Genomic DNA, 18737 nt, shown 5'->3' on the forward strand with positions numbered 1-18737 from the left:
GTACGCTGGGTCTCATCCGGTCACACTGACCGCTCCGAATCTCGTGGCCGCGTAGAATTCGCAGTTGTCGCTCCGCCGGCCGGTCTGCGAGGCCCGTTCAGGGCTTCAGGAAGGGTTGCACCGGATCGGCGCGGTGCTTCTTGTCCTGCTTGTCCTTCTTCTTTTCCTTCTGGGTTTTCAAGGGCTGTTTCTTGCCTTCCTTGTTGCTGCTGCGTTCCTTGCTCATGACGCTCGCTCCGGAAATGTGCCCACCATGGATTGGCGGTATTCGATCATAGGAGTCGAAGCCGTCGGGCGATGTGCGTTAGCGAACATTGGCCTGCTCTTCCTTCTGCGATTCGCGACCTGTGCCGCGTTAAGGGACAATACGGTTTCGGGAATGTACTCACGCACCGGCCGGTGGCTTCAAGATGCTGCTGGGGATGATTCGCGGCGACAGGGGGCGTGAGATCCCGCATTCACCGTATTCCCTTCAATGGTCGTCGCATCACTCGAGAACATGCCCCATCACCACGCGTTTCATCTGCTCGGCCTGACGCCGGGCGCTTCTTCAGCCGAGATCAAGCGCGCGTTCCGCCGGCTCGCGATGCAGTGGCATCCGGATCGCAACCGCGATCCGCTGGCTCCGGATCGCTTCAAGCAGTTGCGTGAGGCCTACGAAAATCTCCTGGCAGATATCGCGGTGCAGTCCGAGGATCAGGTTGAGCCCGGCGCGCCGCACGCAGACGCCGAACCATCGCCCCGACGTCGAGCGGCAGACCGTCGGCAGACGGTGGAAATTGGGCTCGAAGAAGCTTTCCTCGGTTGCAAACGGCAGGTCTGGATCGAACGGGAGGCGCCCTGTGTCGACTGTACAGGCGAGGGCTTTCATGTCCTGTCGCACGGCCGGCTGTGCGCGGATTGCCACGGGTCGGGGCGTCTTCGCACGGCCAATGGACTGCAAAGCTGTGACGCCTGCCTCGGACGTGGCTATCGTTACCGCGCCGAATGCGAGACCTGCGCCGGCAGGGGTCGCATCGTCGGGCGCGAGCCGATCGAGCTGCAGGTGCCGGCCGGCAGCCGGGATGGGGCCGAGCTCAGGGTGGCGGGCGCGGGCGAACGCGGCAACGGTCTGGACGGCGGCGATCTGCTCGTGACGATCCGTATCGCCGCGCATCCGCTGTACCGCATCGATGATCGCGACCTGGTGATCCGGCGACCGGTCGGCGCGTTGCGGATGCTGCTGGGCGGAGAGATCGTCGTGCCGCACCCGCGTGGTCGCCTGAGCCTCGAGATGACCGCCGGTCCGGTTCGAATGCGAGAATGGCGTCTCGATGGCGCGGGTTGGCCTGCAAGTGGCACCGGCGCACCGGGCGCGCTGCGGGTCGAATTGCACCCGGTGTGGCCGGAAGGCCTTACGCCCGAACTGCAGGGGCTGCTCGGTCCGCTGGTCGAGGCGATCGAACGCAGGGCGCCCGAATTCGAGCCGGAGGTGGCGGCCTGGAAAGCCCGTTGGCTGAGGCCAGGGTCGCGCGAAGACGAGGAGGGCTCATGACATGATCCGCTGTCCGCAATGCGGCTCCACCGAATGCCGGGAGTCAAGATGGCGCAACGAGGACGAGCGTCGCAGGCAGCCGGGCGAGCGCCCGTTTCGTTGTCATGCGTGTCTGCATCTGTTTTTCAGCAGGGGCGGCCGGCGTCGGCTACGAGACAATCCCGTGGTCGCGGCGGTCGGCGGAAGCACGCTCGTGATGGTGCTGGCGGTCATCGTGATCATGTGGTTCTGGTCCAATCGTGACCGAGGCGCGCAAACGGTCACAGCGCCGGTGGTGGAGGCGCCCGTCGCGACGGGCGGAGGGGCTGCGGCGGGCACCGACGACTGAGGTGTGCCTGCGGGGCGTCCACAGCTGCGGCGAGCGTTCGCTGGCGTGTAAACGCGCACCGGCGAATCGTCTTCGATTCGCCGGTGCGGCTGCCAGGGCCATCAGGCCCCCTTTATGCGATCAGATCCGTGCGGCCTTCAGAATGCCATTGAGGGTCGCGCTCGGACGCATGACCGCCTTGCACTTCTCGGGATCTGCAAGAAAATAGCCGCCGATATCGACCGGCTTGCCCTGCACAGACGACAGCTCTTCGACGATCTTCTGCTCGTTCTCACGCAGCGACTTCGCGAGCGGTGCGAAGCTGGCTGCCAGTTCGGCGTCCTCCTTCTGCGCGGCGAGCGTTTCGGCCCAGAACAGGGCGAGATAGAACTGGCTGCCACGGTTGTCGAGCTCACCGGTCTTGCGCGACGGCGACTTGTTTTCGTCGAGCAGCCTGCCGGTGGCTTCGTCCAGCGTCTTCGCGAGGATCTTGGCCTTGGTGTTGCCGGTCTTGATGCCCAGATCCTCGAGCGACACCGCCAGCGCAAGGTACTCGCCCAGCGAATCCCAGCGCAAGTGGTTTTCCTGCGTGAGCTGCTGCACGTGCTTGGGTGCCGAACCGCCTGCGCCGGTCTCGTACATGCCGCCACCGGCCATCAGAGGCACGATCGACAGCATCTTGGCCGACGTGCCCAGCTCCATGATCGGGAACAGGTCGGTCAGATAGTCGCGCAGGATGTTGCCGGTCACCGAAATGGTGTCGAGTCCTCGGACCACGCGCTCCAGCGTGAAGCGCATCGCGCGCACCTGGCTCATGATCTGGATATCGAGATCGCTGGTGTCGTGGTCCTTGAGATAGGTCTGCACCTTCTTGATCAACTCGTTCTCGTGCGGCCGGTAAGGGTCGAGCCAGAATACGGCCGGCATGCCGGAATTGCGCGCACGGGTAACGGCGAGCTTGACCCAGTCGCGGATCGGCGCGTCCTTGACCTGGCACATGCGCCAGATGTCGCCTTCTTCGACGTTCTGCGCGAGCAGCACTTCACCGGTATCGAGGTCGGTGATGTTGGCCACGCCAGTCTCGGAAATCTCGAAGGTCTTGTCGTGGGAACCGTATTCCTCGGCTTTTTGCGCCATCAGGCCGACGTTCGGCACCGTGCCCATCGTGCGCGGGTCGAAGTTGCCGTGCCATTTGCAGAAGTTGATCATCTCCTGGTAGATGCGCGCAAAGGTGGATTCCGGCATCACGCACTTGCTGTCGTACTGCTTGCCATCGGGGCCCCACATCTTGCCGCCCTGGCGGATCATCGCAGGCATCGACGCGTCTACGATGATGTCGTTCGGCGAATGGAAGTTGGTGATGCCCTTGGCCGAGTCGACCATGGCCAATGCCGGTCTGTGCTCCTGGCAGGCGTGCAGGTCGCGAATGATCTCGTCGTGCTTGGATTCGGGCAGGGTCTTGATCTTCTCGTACAGGTCGAGCATGCCGTTATTGACGTTGATGCCGAGTTCGTCGAACAGCTTGCCGTGCTTCTCGAAGGCTTCCTTGTAGTAGATCTTGACGCAATGGCCGAACACGATCGGGTGCGAGACCTTCATCATCGTCGCCTTCACGTGCAGCGAGAACAGGATGTCAGCGTCGCGGCAGTCGTCGAGTTCCCGCTCGTAGAACTCGCACAGTGCCTTCTTGCTCATGAACATCGAATCGATGATCTCGCCGTCCTGAAGCGAAACCTTGGGCTTCAGCACGATGGTCTTGCCCGACTTGGTGATCAGCTCCATCTTGACGTCGCGCGCCTTATCCAGCGTCAGCGACTTCTCGCCGTGATAGAAGTCGCCGCGGTGCATGTGCGAGACGTGCGTCTGCGACCACTGCTTCCATTCACCCATCGAGTGCGGATTCTTCTTCGCGTAGTTCTTGACCGCGGTGGGCGCGCGACGGTCGGAGTTACCCTCGCGCAAGACCGGGTTCACCGCCGAGCCGAGGCACTTGCCATAGCGTGCGATGATCGCCTTGTCTTCGTCCGTCTTGGGGTCTTCCGGATAGTCGGGAATCTTGTAGCCCTTGGCCTGCAGTTCCTTGATGCAGGCCTTGAGCTGTCCCACCGAGGCGCTGATGTTGGGCAGCTTGATGATGTTCGCGTCGGGGTCGAGCGTCTTGCGGCCCAGTTCGCCGAGCGTATCCGGAACCTTCTGGTCATCGCTCAGATAGTCGGAGAATTCAGTCAGCACTCGAGCCGACACCGAGATGTCCGCCTTGGCGATCTCGACGCCCGCCGGGCCGGTGAAGGTCCGGACGATCGGTAGAAACGCGCACGTCGCCAGCAACGGCGCTTCGTCCGTGAGCGTGTAAATGATCTTAGATTTCCCTGTATGCATTTTCTCCCCCTTTTGAAGAGCTGAACAAATGACAAGCTGCCTGAGGCTCCACGCCTGCAAAACCCAACGACCCATTATACGTGGCGCAGGCCCGTTCATGCGTGGGATTGCTTCAGGCAGTGCTGCGACGTCGCGACCGACAACCAGCAAAGCCGCACATGCCCTCTATACCGGCGCCTGTTCGACCGTTCGGATTCGGGGCACGTGTTGAGTTGCGTCAAGGCGCCGCGTTCAGCTCTCATTCATCTTCATGTCCATAGAATCCGTGGCCAATTACCCACCGAGGAGCATTCAGATGAGCCCGAAAGTCACTTTTCTCGCACTGCTGGCGGTCACCGCGCTGGTGCACGTCGACGTGGCCGCTGCGACCGAACCCGTGCGGCCGGTCACAGGAGCCGAAGCGCAGCCTGCCTCGGGTCGGTGTCTTCCGAGCGAACCCACGGTCAGAGAGGGCATGGAGGCCATCCGGACACATGTCGAAGCCGCGCTGACGGCGGCCGGGGGCCGGGACATGGACCCGGACGAACTGGTCACGCTGGCCCGGACGATCGACGGGAAGCTTCCAGGGATACGCGCGGAAGGTCTGCCCAAGCCCTGTCATCGCCAATTTCTGCTGATCACCGACGACATCAGCAATGGTACGGACCTGATGATCGGCGCCCAGCGCGTGGAGGCTCAGCGAATGGGCTTGATGACGGTGGTGCAGGCGCTCAATCTTTACGGGCGTCGGTTCGATCATCCCGACTGGCATGTCCTGTCCTACGTGCCGGGTCGCAAGGCGCCGTAGGAGGCTGTCGGCCTTGATGCTGATCTACTGCGCCGGTGGTTGCCGAGTGCGTCAGCGGCTGCCCGGAACGCCGAAAAGGCTCAGAATGTCCTGAAAGGCGCGCGCGCTGGTCTTGGGGTCGTAACGCTCGAAAGCCTTTTGCTGCCGCACCCGATCTGCGGGCGGCAGCGCGTCGAGGATGGTCTTGCGTTCGACCAGGATATCCTGATGCATCCGCTCGGTGACGAAGACGAACGGCATCGGCAGATAGATGCCATTGGTCTGACGCAGATGAAAACGGGGCTGAGAGGGCAGGATGTTGTCGGAGTGGTGACTTTTCATGACGCCTTACGTTGAGGAGGACTGAATCCGAGTCTTTTTATACCATCGCGACGAGCGAAACATTGACCTAGGTCACTACGGATGCATTTTCTTACGTCTGATCGCGGATTCACGCCTGCCCAGCCACTCCATGAGTGACGATCGCGTTCGTCCGGGAGGCTGCTAGAATTCGGGCTATCCTTCCGCGCGACGCAGCCACCTCCTTTCAGGCAGCATCATGTTCAGACGTTTCAAGCCCGGCCCGATCACGCTTGCGGTTGTTCTCGCACTGGGGCTGGTTGCCTGGATGGTTTCCGGATCGGTGAATGTCTTCAGGGAGGACGAACCGCCGATTCCGGAAGTGCTGCCGACCATGCCCATGCAGGTCGAGACGCGCTGGATGGAGGCCCAGCAGTATGCGCCCCGGCTGACGCTGCAGGGCCAGATCGAACCCATTCAGCAGCTCGATTTCGCGTCGCAGATCGCCGCCTCGATAGAGGCTCTTCCGCTGCCGGCCGGTGCGCCGGTGAGCAAGGGGCAGGTCTTCGCGCATCTCTCGCTGGATGCGCGGCAGGCAGAGGCCACGCGTTTCGAGGCGGAAGTACGGCTTCGCGAAAGCGAGCTTGCCGCGGTCGAACGCCTGCGTGTCAGCGGGATGCAGACCGAGACGGAGCGGCTCAGGATCCTGGGCGAACTCGCGCGGGTGCGCGCGGAACTCGAAAGCGCGCGTCTGGCCATCGCGCATACGCGGCCGGCCGCGCCCTTCGATGCCATGCTGGATCGCCGTCTGGTCGAAGTGGGGGACTATGTGCAGCCGGGCACACCGCTGGCGCGGCTGGTCGCGATCGATCGGATCAAGGTCACCGCACAGGTGCCGCAGCAGGAGGTGATGCATCTCGCAATGGGTCAGGACGCGGACATCGACCTCCTCGACGGGCGTCGCCTGACCGGCACGCTGACCTTCATCGCCAGTGCGGCCGAGCCGGGCACGCGCAGCTTCCGCATCGAGCTCGAGGTGGACAATCCGGATCGGCTGCGCATCGCCGGTGCCAGTGCGACCGTGAGGATTCATCTGCCGCCCGTGATGGCGCACCGCGTGTCGCCGGCCCTGCTGGCGCTCGATGGCGACGGACGGCTGGGCGTTCGCCTCGTCGATGAGGACGACCGGATGGAGATCGTGCCGATACGTCTGCTGAGCGTGGACAACGACGGCGCCTGGATCACCGGCGTCGGCGAGCGGCTTCGCATGATCACCCGCGGTGGTGGTTTCGTCGAGCCCGGCGACCGTGTCGTCCCGGTGGACATCGACTAGCATGATCCTAGGAGGCTGTCGGACTTGAGCGATCGTCACGAGCCGGGTGGGAAAGCGAGGACAGATCTGGTCGATTTTGAGGCGCATAGTGGTTCTATGCAACGAAAAATCGGGCAGATATGGACCGCTTCTCCCACCGGCGCAGTAGATCAGCCTCAAGTCCGACGGCCTCCTAGAAACCGCAGTTGACCGCTTCGTCATTTGCCTCGAGTTCAATGAATGCTGACTCTGTTGCCTCCGAGACGGGTCGCCAGATGGGTGAGTCCGCTACGCGCCCGATTGCACGCCTGGCGCGCCTGGCGTCGTTGCTCCTCGTTGCAGGGAGTGACCATGCGGCCTCGTCGCGCCTTGCCAGACGGCCCGCCACACCCACACTCGCGCACGTCCAACTGCGGTTTCTAGGATGAAATCGCCGATTCGGGCCGCGATCGACCGTAGCCGTGCGACGCTGACGGCGCTGCTGTGTCTGCTGGTGGGCGGATTCGCGGCCTATGTGTCCATTCCCAAGGAGGCCAATCCGGACGTCACGATTCCGATCATCTACGTGTCGATGGAGCTGCAGGGCATCAGCCCCGAGGATGGCGAACGCCTGCTGGTGCGCCCGATGGAGCAGGAATTGCGGGCGATCGAGGGCATCAAGAAGATGAGCTCGGTCGCGAGCGAGGGGCATGCGTCGGTGACGCTGGAGTTCGATGCCGGTTTCGATCCGGCGCGGGCGCTGCAGGACGTGCGCGAGAAGGTCGACACGGCCCGTGCCAAGTTGCCCGCCGAAGCGGACGAACCGCGCGTTCACGAGATCAATGTGGCGCTGTTTCCGGTGTTGACGATCGGTCTGTCCGGACCGTTCGCCGAGTCCGAACTCGTGTTTCTGGCGCGCGAGATCAAGCAGGCGATCGAGGGTGTGCCGGCGGTGCTGGAAGTCGATATCGGCGGCGACCGGGAGGACCTGCTCGAGATCATCGTCGCACCCCAGGTGCTCGAGAGCTACGGCGTCGATTACGGTCTGCTCGCGACGCTGGTTTCGCGCAACAACCGCCTGGTGGCAGCGGGCAGTCTGGACACCGGTGTGGGTCGCATGGCGATGACGGTGCCGGGTGTGATCGAGGATCTCGACGATCTGCTCGCGATGCCGGTGAAGGCCGATGGCGACACGATCATCACCTTCGGCGATGTCGCGACGCTGCGGCGCAGCTTCAAGGACCCGGAGGGGTTCGCGCGCATCAACGGACAGCCTGCGGTCGCGCTCGAGGTGTCCAAACGGGCCGGTGCGAACATCATCGAGACGATCGCGCAGGTCAAGGCGGTGGTCGAGCAGGCCCGACGCATCGCGCCGCCCGGCCTGCAAGTCGACTACATCATGGACCAGTCGCGCGAGATCGAGGACATCCTGCGCGACCTGCTCAACAACGTGCTGACCGCGGTCGTGCTGGTGTTGATCCTGATCGTCGCGACGATGGGGCCGCGATCGGCCCTGCTGGTCGGCCTGACGATACCGGGTGCCTTCCTCACCGGGATCCTGGCGATCTGGGCGATCGGTTACACGATGAATATCATCGTGCTTTTTTCGTTGATTCTGGTGGCGGGCATGCTCGTCGATGGTGCGATCGTCGTCGGCGAACTTGCGGACCGGAATCTGGCGGCCGGCGCGTCTCCTGCCGATGCGTGGGCCGCTGCGGCCGACCGCATGGCATGGCCGATCATCGCCTCGACCGCGACCACGCTGGCGGTGTTCGTGCCGCTGCTGTTCTGGCCAGGCGTGGTCGGCGAGTTCATGAAGTACCTGCCGGCGACGGTCATCCTGTGCCTGCTGGCTTCGCTGGCGATGGCGCTGATCTTCCTGCCCACGCTCGGCAGCATCGCCGGTGGTCGCAGGGCCGGCGTTGTGGCCGGGGTCGGCGAGAGCCGGGGGTACCGGGTCGTGCTGGCGAGACTGCTCGAGAGGCCGGGGTTGACGCTGCTGGGCATGCTGGCGCTGATCTCGCTGGTCTATGCGGCGTATGGGCGCTTCAATCACGGCGTGGAGTTCTTCCCGTCGGTCGAGCCTGATTCGGCGCAGATCCAGGTTCGCGCCCGCGGCGATCTGTCCATCCACGAACGTGACGCGATCCTGAAGGAGGTCGAGGCGCGCCTGCTGGGCATGCCCGAGGTCAAGGCCTTGTATGCCCGATCGTTTTCAACGCCAGCCGAGGGGCGCGGTGGTCCGGACGTGATCGGCGTGTTGCAGTTCCAGCTGACCGAATGGCATCAACGCCGGCCGGCGTCGCGCATCCTGGAGTCGATGCGTGCGCGTACCGCGGACCTGCCCGGCATCGTGATCGAGGTGCGCGAGCAGGAGCAGGGGCCGACCGCCGGCAAACCGGTGCAGTTGCAGATCGCGTCTGTCGACCCGCAACTGGCCGGCCGGGTCACGGACCTGCTGCGCGCGCGGATGCAGTCGCTCGGCGGTTTCGTCGACATCGAGGACGACCGCAGCCTTGCCGGAATCGAATGGCGTGTCCGGGTCGATCGCGAGGCCGCGACGCGTTTCGGCGCGGATGTGCTCAGCGTCGGCAGCGCGGTGCAACTGGTCACGCATGGTCTGATGCTCGCGACCTACCGTCCGGAGGATGCGACCGACGAGGTCGATATCCGGGTGCGCCTGCCCGAGAGCTGGCGCTCGCTCGACCAGCTCGGCCGACTCACGCTGAACACGTCGCGCGGACAGGTGCCGCTGTCCAACTTCGTGACGCTCGAACCGGCGCCCAAGACCGGCACCGTGCGCAGGATCGACGGCCAGCGCGCGATCACGCTGCAGGCCGACCTGCAGGATGGTTACCGCCTGGACGAACGCCTGCGGGTGCTCGGCGCGGTCTTCGGCGAGCTGCCGGCCGGCGTGTCGATCAAGGTATCCGGCGAGGATGCGGATCAGCGCGAAGCCGCAGCCTTCCTGGCCACCGCGTTCCTGGTCGCGCTGTTGCTGATGACGCTGATTCTGGTGACCCAGTTCAACAGTCTTTACCAGACCGCGCTGGTGCTGTCGGCGATCGTGTTCTCCACGGCCGGCGTGCTGCTGGGCCTGCTGATCACCGGTCAGCCGTTCGGGATCGTGATGGTGGGTATGGGGGTCATCGCGCTGGCCGGCATCGTCGTGAACAACAACATCGTGCTCATCGACACCTACAACGCGATGCGTCGCGATGGAATGTCCGCGTTCGATGCGGCACTCGAGACCGGCTGCGTGCGCCTGCGCCCGGTATTGCTGACTGCGATCACGACGATACTCGGCCTGATGCCGATGGTGCTCGGCGTCAACGTGAATCTGCTCGAGCCCAGCCTGGGCGTCGGGGCACCCTCGACGCAATGGTGGACGCAGCTGTCCAGCGCGATCGCAGGGGGTCTCGCGTTCGCGACGGTGCTCACGCTGCTGCTGACACCCTGCATGCTGGTGCTGGGTGCGCGGGTGGGGGAGATGCGCTGGTTGCGGCCGCGTGCGGGCACGTCACCGGCTGATGAAGCCGGATGATGCGCCCGGCGTTCCGGACCGCCGGTCGTGTGCATGCTTACGCGGGTCGGCGCCCGGCCTGCCGACACGGAGGATGAATCTGATATGAGCGCAGGCATGACATTCCAGGGCCTCGAAGCGGCTACGACATTCCGGCGATGCCGGGCATGGCCGAGTCGGAGGTCCAGACGCCGGCGCTGGTGATCGACTCGCGCGTCTGGCGAGGCAGGCGAGAATCATCGTGTGCGTGGATGACGCCGCCTCGGTCGCAGAACTTTCGGCCGCGGCCCGGCGTCATGGCGTGACGCTCGAGGTGCTGGTGGAGATCGACTGCGGCGCGGGCCGCTGCGGTGTCCCCTGTGGGCAAGCCGTCGTGGACCTGGCCAGGGCGGTGGTTTCGGCCGATGGGCTCGTGTTCTCGGGCATCCAGGCCTATCAGGGCGGCGCCCAGCATCTGGTTTCGTTCACCGAACGCAAGGCGCGCATCGACGAGGCGATCCGTCAGGTCAGCGAAACGCTCGAGCTGCTCAGAGGCGACGGTATCGATTGCGAAATCGTCGGTGGCGCGGGCACAGGCAGCTTCGAGCTCGAGGGGCGATCGGGGGTCTACAACGAGCTTCAATGCGGATCCTACGCCTTCATGGATGCCGACTATCAGCGCTTGCGGGATCGGTCAGGCGCCGTCGTCCATCATTTCGACAACGCGCTGTTCATCCTGACCAGCGTGATGAGCCACGCCGAGACAGACAAGGCGATCGTGGATGCCGGTCTCAAGTTGCAATCGGTCGATTCGGGCCTGCCCACAATATTTGGTCGCAGCGACGTGGATTACGTCAAATGCACCGACGAGCACGGCGAATTCCGTGATCCGGCCGGCGTGCTGGAGTTCGGAGGACATCCGGGCTGGAGGTGCAGTTCGTCGTCAGCGCATTCCAGGAGCGCGGGCGGTTCTGCCCCGCTGGCGGATTCTATGTCAGAAAAGACAAGCCTTGCTTACACGCGCTCAACCGTGGTCGAAGATCAGGCATTCAAGTTTCGGGGATCGCCTCAACGGGCCCCTGAGCCGTCACCGCGGTGTGCTTCGCTGTCCTCGTGAACCTCGCGGATCACCTCTCCTTCGATCACCACCACGTCGGGCGGGTTCTCCCGCATCTTCTTGCGTATCGCGCGGGTCTTCCACCACAGGTAGCCCCAGGCGACCGTACCGACCGCCACGAAGCCCGCGAACAGCACGACCGAGAACATCAGCGCCAGCGCGAACACGCCTGCGCCGACGATCGCAGCCAGGATCTTCTGCGTCAGCGTCATCGGTTCGACGGTCTGCCGGTGCAGCCTGCCGAAGAGTTGATCGAATCTAGGATCTCTTTGCATGTTGGGCGCCTCGATTTGGAATGAGCGCCGGGTCAGGCCAGCGCGGGATAGTCGATGTAGCCGTGCTCGCCGCCGCCGTAATAGGTCTTGCGGTCGCCGTCGTTCAGCGGTGCGTGCTCCCGCATCCGGCGCACCAGATCCGGGTTGGCGATGAAAGGCTTGCCAAACGCGACCAGGTCGGCACGGCCTTCGGCGAGCGCGGCCTCCGCCATTGCCTGATCGTAGCCGTTATTGACCATCCATGCGCCCGAACCGCCCGCATTGCGATAGGTTGCGCGAAACTTCGCATAGTCGAAGGGCTTGCTTCCCTGCTGAAAATCCCGGTCACCGCCAGTCGCGCCTTCGATGACGTGGATGTAGGCGAGCGGACGGTGCGCGAGCTCGCGTATCACATGCTCGAACAGCGGTTGCGGATCCGGGTCGGACGCGTCGTTGGCCGGCGTGACCGGTGACAACCGGATTCCGGTCCGACCCGGGCCGGACTCTGCGATGACCGCGTCGATGACCTCGAGCAGCAGGCGCGACCGATTCTCGATGCTGCCGCCATAGGCGTCGCTGCGCTGGTTGCTGCCGGAACGCAGAAACTGGTCGATCAAGTAACCGTTGGCCGCGTGCACTTCGATACCGTCGAATCCCGCCTGCAGCGCCGCACGGGTGGCACGGCGATAATCGTCGACGATGCCAGGCAATTCGGGGAGTTCGAGCGCGCGCGGTTCGGAGGTCGGCACGAAGGCGCCGCGGCCGGCTTCGTCGATGACGAAGGTCTTTGCGTTGGCGCAAATCGCGGACGGCGCAACCGGGGCGCGATTGTCTGGCTGCAGCGACACATGCGAGATACGTCCCACATGCCACAACTGCACCACGATCCGTCCTGCGGCCGCATGGACCGCATCGGTCACGCGCCGCCATCCGTCGATCTGATCAGGCGCATACAGTCCGGGCACGTCGGCGTAGCCCTGGCCCTGGTGGCTGATCGCGGTCGCCTCGGTGATGATCAGTCCGGCACTTGCGCGCTGGGCGTAATAGGTGGCGGTGATCGGAGCCGGGACCGCGCCAGGCGACCGGTTACGGGTCAGCGGTGCCATGACGATGCGGTTGGGGAGGCGCAGCGCCCCCAGCGTGATCGGGTCGAACAGTGTGTGCATGCCTGAAACTCTGTGAGAGTGGATGTAGCTCGTGCTCGTGCGTCGGCTCAAAGTTGAACATCGACCACATGCGAAGTTCAATATTGTCCTCGCAACCCAACATCAGTGCCAGCAAGTCGATGCATGTCCGGGACGGTGAGAGCGCATGCCCCGGCGCGTCCTCGGGTCGATTCGCCCGCTGTTGACTTGCATCGACGGTGCAACATACAATCGCGGCCTTCATCCGGGGGCGGTTAGCTCAGCGGTAGAGCACTGCCTTCACACGGCAGGGGTCACTGGTTCGATCCCAGTACCGCCCACCACACATCGGACCCCGTCGCGCAAGCTGCGGGGTTTTTTGTTTAAAGGCCTTTCACTGGGCGTTCGTTCGTATGGTCCGTACGAATGCCGTGCGCAGAAACGGCCTTCGATCTCGACAGGCATCCAGCGTAAATGACCGCATCCATCCGCACCCGCTTCGCACCCAGCCCGACCGGTTATCTCCACATCGGCGGGGCCAGAACCGCATTGTTCTGCTGGGCGTATGCTCGCCGACATCAGGGCAGCTTCATCCTGCGGGTCGAGGACACCGACGTCGAACGGTCTACGCCCGAGGCGGTGCAGGCGATTCTGGACGGCATGGCGTGGCTGGGCCTGGATCCGGACGAAGGACCCTTCTACCAGATGCAGCGCATGGAGCGTTACAAGGCGGTGATCCGGCAGATGCTGGCGTCCGGGGCGGCCTACCATTGCTACACCAGCGCCGAGGACCTTGACCGGATGCGCGAGGCGCAGCGTGCGCGCGGCGAGAAACCGCGCTACGACGGCCGCTGGCGGCCGGAGCCGGGCAAGGCCCTGCCGACGCCGCCGGACGGCGTGAAGCCGGTGGTCCGTTTCCGGAATCCGTCCGATGGCGTCGTCGGGTGGGACGATCTGGTCAAGGGCCGGATCGAGTTTGCGAACGCGGAACTCGATGATTTCATCATCGCGCGCGCCGACGGTACGCCGACCTACAACTTCTGTGTGGTCGTCGACGACTGGGAGATGCGGATCACGCATGTGATTCGCGGCGACGACCATGTGAACAACACGCCCCGCCAGATCAACGTGCTGCGTGCGCTAGGGGCCGAGGTGCCCCGTTACGCGCATCTGTCGATGATTCTCGGGGACGACGGCACCAAGCTGTCCAAGCGACATGGCGCGGTCAGCGTGATGCAGTATCACGACGACGGCTATCTGCCGGAGGCGGTCATCAACTATCTCGCGCGGCTCGGCTGGAGCCATGGCGATGACGAGATCTTCTCGCGTGAGCAGTTCGTCGAATGGTTCGACCTGGACCACATCACGCCGTCGGCCGCGCAGTTCAACACCGAAAAGCTGAACTGGCTGAACGCGCATTACCTCAAGCAGGCCGACGATGCGATGCTGGCCGCGGACGTGTCGAGGCGGCTCGCCCAGCGCGGCGTGGACCCCGAGACTGGTCCCGCGCTCGAAGCGGTCATCGCGCTGTACAAGGAGCGGGTGAGCAATCTGAATGAGCTGGCCGATTCGGTCGAACTGTACCTGGTCGAGGTGCACCCGCCCCCGGAACTGCTCGAACAACACCTGACCGGAACCGCCCGCGCGGCGCTGGCCACGTTGCGCGATCGATTCGGTGCGGTGGTTTGGGACAAGGCCGCGCTGAGTGCTGCGATCAAGCAGACGATGAGCCAGCATGGGCTGAAGATGCCCCAGGTCGCGATCCCGCTACGGGTGGCGATGCTGGGCGTGACGCAAACGCCGTCCATCGACGCGGTGCTCGAGGTGCTGGGTCGCGAGCGGGTGCTGGCGAGACTGTCGCGCTACTTGTGACCATGGTTGCGCAGCACGGCAGCACGGCAGCACGGCAGCACGGCAGGGCTTCACCCGTGGTGCTGGAACTTGCCCGGACGCAATACGCCGACATCCGTGACATAGGTGATCATCGCGTAGTTGTCGAAATAGTGCTTTTCGACATGCTAGATGATCGCGTCGGAGGTCTCGGTGTCGCACAGCACTTCCATGCGGATGCTGCGGTCGGCGCCCCATAGGGCCCGCCGCGCACCGCCCGCCGACAAGCCGATCAGCGCTGCGAGTATGGCGCCGAGCGTGGCGGTTTCTAGCAGGCCGCGCAGCGGTACGGAACGCCGGTCTCGCAGTCAGTCTTCGCGCATACGCCCCCGTTTCGGCGCGCGCAGCATGTAGCGCGCCGGATCCATCGCGTCAGCAAGGTCGCGCTCCACGGGCAGGGGTTCCCGGTCGAGCCGGCTTGCCAGGTATTCCGCGACCAGTGCGGCCCAGACCAGACCGCGCGCGCCGAATCCGGATATCGCATAGAGGTTGGCATGACGCGGAATCGCGTCCAGCGTGGTGTTCCGATCGACGGTGCCTGCGATCGGCACTGCACCGACGATCGGAAGACGGTCCGGCGACGCTGGCCGGAAGCCGACCCGACCGTGCATCGGAAGATCATGCAGATTCCCCGCGTAACCGGGCAACATGAAGTCCAGCTTGACGAGGTTCTCGTGATGATCCGCGAGGCGTAGCGCGGCTTCGTCGTCATCGACCGAGAAGGTGGCCCCAGCGCAGCGCACGCCTTCGATGGCGGGACTCACGTAGCCAAGCCGACACACGACGACCCCGGGGGCGCTGTCCGGCAGTGCCGGCAGGTGTGCGACCTGACCGCGCGCGCTGCGCACCGGCAGCATGCTGGCCTGTTCCAACGCCGTGATTCCGGTGCCGTTGGCCAGGATCGCGACATGCGCGCGCGCGATCTCATGCCCGTCCCGATCGAGCGCGACCCAGTGCCCGTCGTCCTGCATCAGCCGCGCCAGCGACCGGTCGAAGCGGCAATCGATTCGTCCGGATTCGGCTTCGATGTTGGCCGAGCACAGGCTGGGCGGCTGCACCCACCCGCCGCGCGGAAACCACCAACCGCCGAAGGCCACCGGCCAGCCGGCGACGCGGGCTGCCTCGCCCGCGTCGACGAAGCGCAGAAAGTCGACCGGGTAGCGATGGGCCTCGACGGTCGCCCGCATCTTGTCCTGCTGGGTCGAATCGCGGGCGACATGCAGTACGCCGCAGCGATCCCACTTCACGGCGAATCCGCGTTCGGCGAGCCGATCGAGATGATGAACGCCGTACAGGCTGCCGGCGCGGGTCAGTCGCGCGAGCCGATTGTCGTCCAGGCTGGGCAGCGGCCGGAGCACCCCGGCGTGATTGCCGGACGCACCCCGACCGGCGCGCTCGGCTGCATCGATGAGCGCGACCGTCCAGCCGCGCTCGGCCAGGCGGTTCGCGATGCCGGTTCCGGCCAGGCCCGCACCGATCACGAGGGCGTCCCGCCCGGTGGGCCCGGCCGTAGGGGCGCGGTGTCCCTCGAATCGCCCGACCAGCATGTCGCGCTTGCTGGCGAAGCCGGCAACTCTCGCGCAGTCGAAGCCGGCGGCGGCCAGCCGCTCGCGCACAGCCGCGCTGACAGACCAGGTGGCAACGGTCGCGCCGTTCGATGCGAGTCGCCCAAGTTCGGCGATGACGCCTTCCGACCACATCGCCGGATTGCGGGCCGGCGAGAAGCCGTCCAGATAGAACGCGTCGGCCGCGCAGTCCAGTTGCGGCAACAGCGCCGCAGCATCGCCGAACAGCAGGGTCAGCGTGACCGCAGCGCCATCCAGGTTCAGACGGTGAAACCCGGGGGTCAGGGCCGGCCAGTGACGGCGCAGATGGGCGGACAGTTCGGCCAGTTCAGGCCACTGAAGGTGAAGCCTGGCGAGGTCGTCGACCGCGAACGGGTGGAGTTCGGTCGACACGAAGTGGAGCCTGGCGCATCGTTGCGGGTCGGCACGCCACGCCAGCCATGTGGCCAGAAAATTCAGCCCGATGCCGAAGCCGGTTTCGACGATGGTGAAGGCTGCGCGTCGCTGCCAGCGTTGCGGGAGCCGGCTGCCGGCGACGAAGACCCAGCGTGCCTGCGCCAGGCCACCGGCCGCCGAGTGGTAGACGTCACCGTAGGTTTCGGAGCAGGGTGTACCGTCGCCCCTGAAGGCGAGGGTGGCAGGTACGAGCGGCGTCATTCGGGCGTTCGGGCACGGCAGGGTGGCCGGGTTTCCGGAGGTCTGGCCGGTGCTTACTCCGGTCTCATCTGCGGGAACAGGATCACGTCGCGGATGGACGGACTGTCGGTCAGCAACATGATCAGGCGATCGATACCGATGCCGCACCCGCCGGTCGGAGGCAGGCCGTATTCGAGCGCGCGGATGTAGTCGGCATCGTAGTACATCGCCTCCTCGTCGCCGGCCTCCTTTGCCTGGACCTGTTCCAGAAAGCGTGCCGCCTGGTCCTCCGGGTCGTTCAGCTCCGAAAAGCCGTTGGCGATCTCGCGCCCGACGATGAACAGCTCGAAGCGTTCGGTGATGTCCGGGTTGGAATCACTGCGACGTGCCAGCGGCGAGACTTCAGCCGGATAGTCGATGATGAAGGTCGGCTCCCACAGCTCGGCTTCGGTGCAGGCCTCGAACAGCTGCAGTTGCAGGCTGCCCAGGCCGCCAGGCCGCAATTGCTCGCCGAAGGCGGCGATCTTCTCCTTGAGCCAGTCGGGGTCCTCGAGCTGCTCGACGGTGAAACCGGGATGGTTCTTGCGGATGGCCTCGACGATGGTCAGCCGTGCGAAGGGGCGCGACAGGTCGAGTTCGCGGCCCTGATAGACGAAGGTTTCCGAGCCGAGCGCCTCGCGCGCGCAATGTCGGATCAGGCCTTCGGTGAAGTCCATCAGGCTGCGGTAGTTCGCGTAGGCCTCATAAAACTCCATCATCGTGAACTCGGGGTTGTGGCGCGGGCTGAGACCTTCGTTGCGGAAATTGCGATTGACCTCGAACACCTTTTCGAAGCCGCCGACCACCAGGCGCTTCAGGTAGAGCTCCGGCGCGATGCGCAGGAACAGGTTCATGTCGAGGGCATTGTGATGGGTCGTGAACGGTTTGGCCGCCGCACCGCCCGGGATCGGGTGCATCATCGGCGTCTCGACTTCGAGAAAACCGTGCCCGACCATGTAGTTGCGGATCGACTGGACCATGCGGCTGCGCGCGACGAAGGTGAAGCGGGTCTGCTCGTTCATGATCAGGTCGGCGTAGCGCTGTCGATACTTCTGTTCGACATCGGTCAGTCCGTGGAACTTGTCCGGCAACGGGCGCAGACTCTTGGTCAGCAAACGGATCTCGCCGGTCTTGATCGTCAGTTCGCCAGTCTTGGTCTTGAACAGCGTGCCGACCGCACCGATGATGTCGCCGATATCCCAATGCTTGAAATCGGCGTACGACGCTTCACCGATCGCGTCCCGGGTCACATACAGCTGGATTCGCCCGGACAGGTCCTGAATCGTGATGAAGCTCGCTTTGCCCATCACCCGCTTGAGCATCACGCGACCGGCGACGCGGACCTCGACCGGTGTGGCTTCGAGCACGTCCGCGGACTTGTCTCCATACAACTCGTCGAGCTTGCCCGCCGTGTTCTCGCGCGAAAAGTCGTTCGGGAACGCCTGTCCGCTGGCGCGCCAAGCCGCAAGTTTTTCGCGCCGCTCGGCGATGATGTGGTTCTCGTCCGGTTGCGCTGAGCTGGCGTTGGTCTGGTCGGTCATGATTCCGCTTGTGGTATGTGGTGGATTACGGGCGTTGCTGCGCGGCGGATGCCAAGTGCGCATCGGATCTGTTCGTGTGGCCTGTTCGGCGCAGGCGGAATTGTGTCACGACAGGGGTGACCCGGCAAATCGGCGCTCCGATCCGCAGGGGTGCATGCAGGGCGTCAATGGGGCAACGTCCGGGTCGGCATTTTTCGCCTACGCACTGCTTGCCGCGTGAGGCGGTCACCCGATCGGGTGCATGTGGGGGGCCGACTGCACTTCCTGAGTGCATGGTTGGTATCGCACATCGCAGTCGTGATGCGAGGCGGGTCCGGCAAGTATCTGTTTCGAAAAGCTCCGTGCGATTTTGGCACGCATCCTGCTTTGCCGGAGCGACCTCGAGCGAAATACGTCGAGCAGGTTCGCGTCCGCAATCGAGGGGATCCGATGCCTGCTAGGGTAAACCCGTGTTTGGGTGATCCCTAGGTTTCAGCCCCGTGAAATGTCGCT

Annotated in this window: 14 protein-coding genes and 1 tRNA gene; 8 read left to right on the plus strand and 7 right to left on the minus strand. The window is 64.6% G+C overall.

The genetic code is table 11. The features are described from left to right. Nucleotides 1-97: 97 nt before the first annotated feature. Nucleotides 98-226: a hypothetical protein gene (locus ACKVEX_RS08830; protein WP_473215350.1), complete on the minus strand. Its 129-nt coding sequence runs from the start codon at nt 224-226 to the stop codon at nt 98-100. Between the two features lie 273 nt (nt 227-499). Here ACKVEX_RS08830 and ACKVEX_RS08835 point away from each other — a divergent pair, with 273 nt between their 5' ends. Further along, nucleotides 500-1534: a DnaJ C-terminal domain-containing protein gene (locus ACKVEX_RS08835; RefSeq protein WP_473215351.1), complete on the plus strand. Its 1035-nt coding sequence runs from the start codon at nt 500-502 to the stop codon at nt 1532-1534. 163 nt (nt 1535-1697) lie between these two features. After that, nucleotides 1698-1862, plus strand: a complete 165-nt coding sequence (locus ACKVEX_RS08840; protein WP_473215352.1) for a hypothetical protein — start codon at nt 1698-1700, stop codon at nt 1860-1862. Between the two features lie 120 nt (nt 1863-1982). Here ACKVEX_RS08840 and ACKVEX_RS08845 read toward each other — a convergent pair whose 3' ends face one another. Beyond that, complete coding sequence (locus tag ACKVEX_RS08845; RefSeq protein ID WP_473215353.1) at nt 1983-4220, minus strand: NADP-dependent isocitrate dehydrogenase; 2238 nt, start codon at nt 4218-4220, stop codon at nt 1983-1985. A gap of 295 nt (nt 4221-4515) precedes the next feature. Between ACKVEX_RS08845 and ACKVEX_RS08850 the strand changes: the two genes are divergently transcribed. After that, nucleotides 4516-5007, plus strand: coding sequence for a hypothetical protein (locus tag ACKVEX_RS08850; protein ID WP_473215354.1), 492 nt, complete (start codon nt 4516-4518; stop codon nt 5005-5007). Between the two features lie 51 nt (nt 5008-5058). Here ACKVEX_RS08850 and ACKVEX_RS08855 read toward each other — a convergent pair whose 3' ends face one another. Further along, complete coding sequence (locus ACKVEX_RS08855) at nt 5059-5328, minus strand: hypothetical protein (protein ID WP_473215355.1); 270 nt, start codon at nt 5326-5328, stop codon at nt 5059-5061. A 217-nt stretch (nt 5329-5545) separates the two neighbouring features. On the opposite strand from ACKVEX_RS08855, the gene ACKVEX_RS08860 reads away from it, so the two are divergent. From ACKVEX_RS08860 to ACKVEX_RS08870, 3 genes are all read left to right on the plus strand, one after another. Continuing rightward, nucleotides 5546-6619 (plus strand): efflux RND transporter periplasmic adaptor subunit, encoded by a 1074-nt coding sequence (locus ACKVEX_RS08860; protein ID WP_473215356.1) that lies wholly within the window; start codon nt 5546-5548, stop codon nt 6617-6619. Between the two features lie 403 nt (nt 6620-7022). Continuing rightward, entirely contained in the window at nt 7023-10121 is a 3099-nt protein-coding gene (locus tag ACKVEX_RS08865; RefSeq protein ID WP_473215357.1) for an efflux RND transporter permease subunit, read from the plus strand. A 196-nt stretch (nt 10122-10317) separates the two neighbouring features. Beyond that, nucleotides 10318-11196 carry an alanine racemase gene (locus tag ACKVEX_RS08870; RefSeq protein ID WP_473215547.1) on the plus strand — a complete coding sequence of 293 codons (879 nt, stop codon included), beginning with the start codon at nt 10318-10320 and terminating at the stop codon, nt 11194-11196. Here ACKVEX_RS08870 and ACKVEX_RS08875 read toward each other — a convergent pair. Together ACKVEX_RS08875 and ACKVEX_RS08880 are read right to left on the minus strand one after the other, a co-directional pair. Then, complete coding sequence (locus tag ACKVEX_RS08875) at nt 11148-11471, minus strand: hypothetical protein (RefSeq protein WP_473215358.1); 324 nt, start codon at nt 11469-11471, stop codon at nt 11148-11150. The two genes, ACKVEX_RS08870 and ACKVEX_RS08875, sit on opposite strands and share 49 nt — an antisense overlap. A 32-nt stretch (nt 11472-11503) precedes the next feature. Continuing rightward, nucleotides 11504-12616, minus strand: coding sequence for an alkene reductase (locus ACKVEX_RS08880; RefSeq protein ID WP_473215359.1), 1113 nt, complete (start codon nt 12614-12616; stop codon nt 11504-11506). A 227-nt stretch (nt 12617-12843) separates the two neighbouring features. On the opposite strand from ACKVEX_RS08880, the gene ACKVEX_RS08885 reads away from it, so the two are divergent. After that, nucleotides 12844-12918 (plus strand) — tRNA-Val (locus ACKVEX_RS08885). A gap of 130 nt (nt 12919-13048) precedes the next feature. Next, complete coding sequence (gene gltX, locus ACKVEX_RS08890; protein WP_473215360.1) at nt 13049-14446, plus strand: glutamate--tRNA ligase; 1398 nt, start codon at nt 13049-13051, stop codon at nt 14444-14446. A 326-nt stretch (nt 14447-14772) separates the two neighbouring features. Here the strand turns inward: gltX and mnmC are convergent, their stop codons facing one another. Both mnmC and lysS read right to left on the minus strand, forming a co-directional pair. After that, nucleotides 14773-16686: a bifunctional tRNA (5-methylaminomethyl-2-thiouridine)(34)-methyltransferase MnmC2/FAD-dependent 5-carboxymethylaminomethyl-2-thiouridine(34) oxidoreductase MnmC1 gene (mnmC, locus tag ACKVEX_RS08895; protein ID WP_473215361.1), complete on the minus strand. Its 1914-nt coding sequence runs from the start codon at nt 16684-16686 to the stop codon at nt 14773-14775. Between the two features lie 53 nt (nt 16687-16739). Next, nucleotides 16740-18245 carry a lysine--tRNA ligase gene (gene lysS / locus ACKVEX_RS08900; protein WP_473215362.1) on the minus strand — a complete coding sequence of 502 codons (1506 nt, stop codon included), beginning with the start codon at nt 18243-18245 and terminating at the stop codon, nt 16740-16742. Nucleotides 18246-18737 lie beyond the last annotated feature (492 nt).

Source organism: Denitraticella aggregata, assembly GCF_048158365.1.
Lineage (GTDB): Bacteria > Pseudomonadota > Gammaproteobacteria > Burkholderiales > Rhodocyclaceae > Azoarcus_F.

Bases quoted from the DNA above. Each gene is read 5' to 3' on its own strand.
- ACKVEX_RS08880 (WP_473215359.1), bottom strand. From the start codon at position 12,616: ATGCACACACTGTTCGACCCGATCACGCTGGGGGCGCTGCGCCTCCCC.
- gltX (WP_473215360.1), top strand. From the start codon at position 13,049: ATGACCGCATCCATCCGCACCCGCTTCGCACCCAGCCCGACCGGTTAT.
- ACKVEX_RS08855 (WP_473215355.1), bottom strand. From the start codon at position 5,328: ATGAAAAGTCACCACTCCGACAACATCCTGCCCTCTCAGCCCCGTTTT.
- lysS (WP_473215362.1), bottom strand. From the start codon at position 18,245: ATGACCGACCAGACCAACGCCAGCTCAGCGCAACCGGACGAGAACCAC.
- mnmC (WP_473215361.1), bottom strand. From the start codon at position 16,686: ATGACGCCGCTCGTACCTGCCACCCTCGCCTTCAGGGGCGACGGTACA.
- ACKVEX_RS08860 (WP_473215356.1), top strand. From the start codon at position 5,546: ATGTTCAGACGTTTCAAGCCCGGCCCGATCACGCTTGCGGTTGTTCTC.
- ACKVEX_RS08835 (WP_473215351.1), top strand. From the start codon at position 500: ATGCCCCATCACCACGCGTTTCATCTGCTCGGCCTGACGCCGGGCGCT.
- ACKVEX_RS08850 (WP_473215354.1), top strand. From the start codon at position 4,516: ATGAGCCCGAAAGTCACTTTTCTCGCACTGCTGGCGGTCACCGCGCTG.
- ACKVEX_RS08845 (WP_473215353.1), bottom strand. From the start codon at position 4,220: ATGCATACAGGGAAATCTAAGATCATTTACACGCTCACGGACGAAGCG.
- ACKVEX_RS08830 (WP_473215350.1), bottom strand. From the start codon at position 226: ATGAGCAAGGAACGCAGCAGCAACAAGGAAGGCAAGAAACAGCCCTTG.
- ACKVEX_RS08875 (WP_473215358.1), bottom strand. From the start codon at position 11,471: ATGCAAAGAGATCCTAGATTCGATCAACTCTTCGGCAGGCTGCACCGG.
- ACKVEX_RS08865 (WP_473215357.1), top strand. From the start codon at position 7,023: ATGAAATCGCCGATTCGGGCCGCGATCGACCGTAGCCGTGCGACGCTG.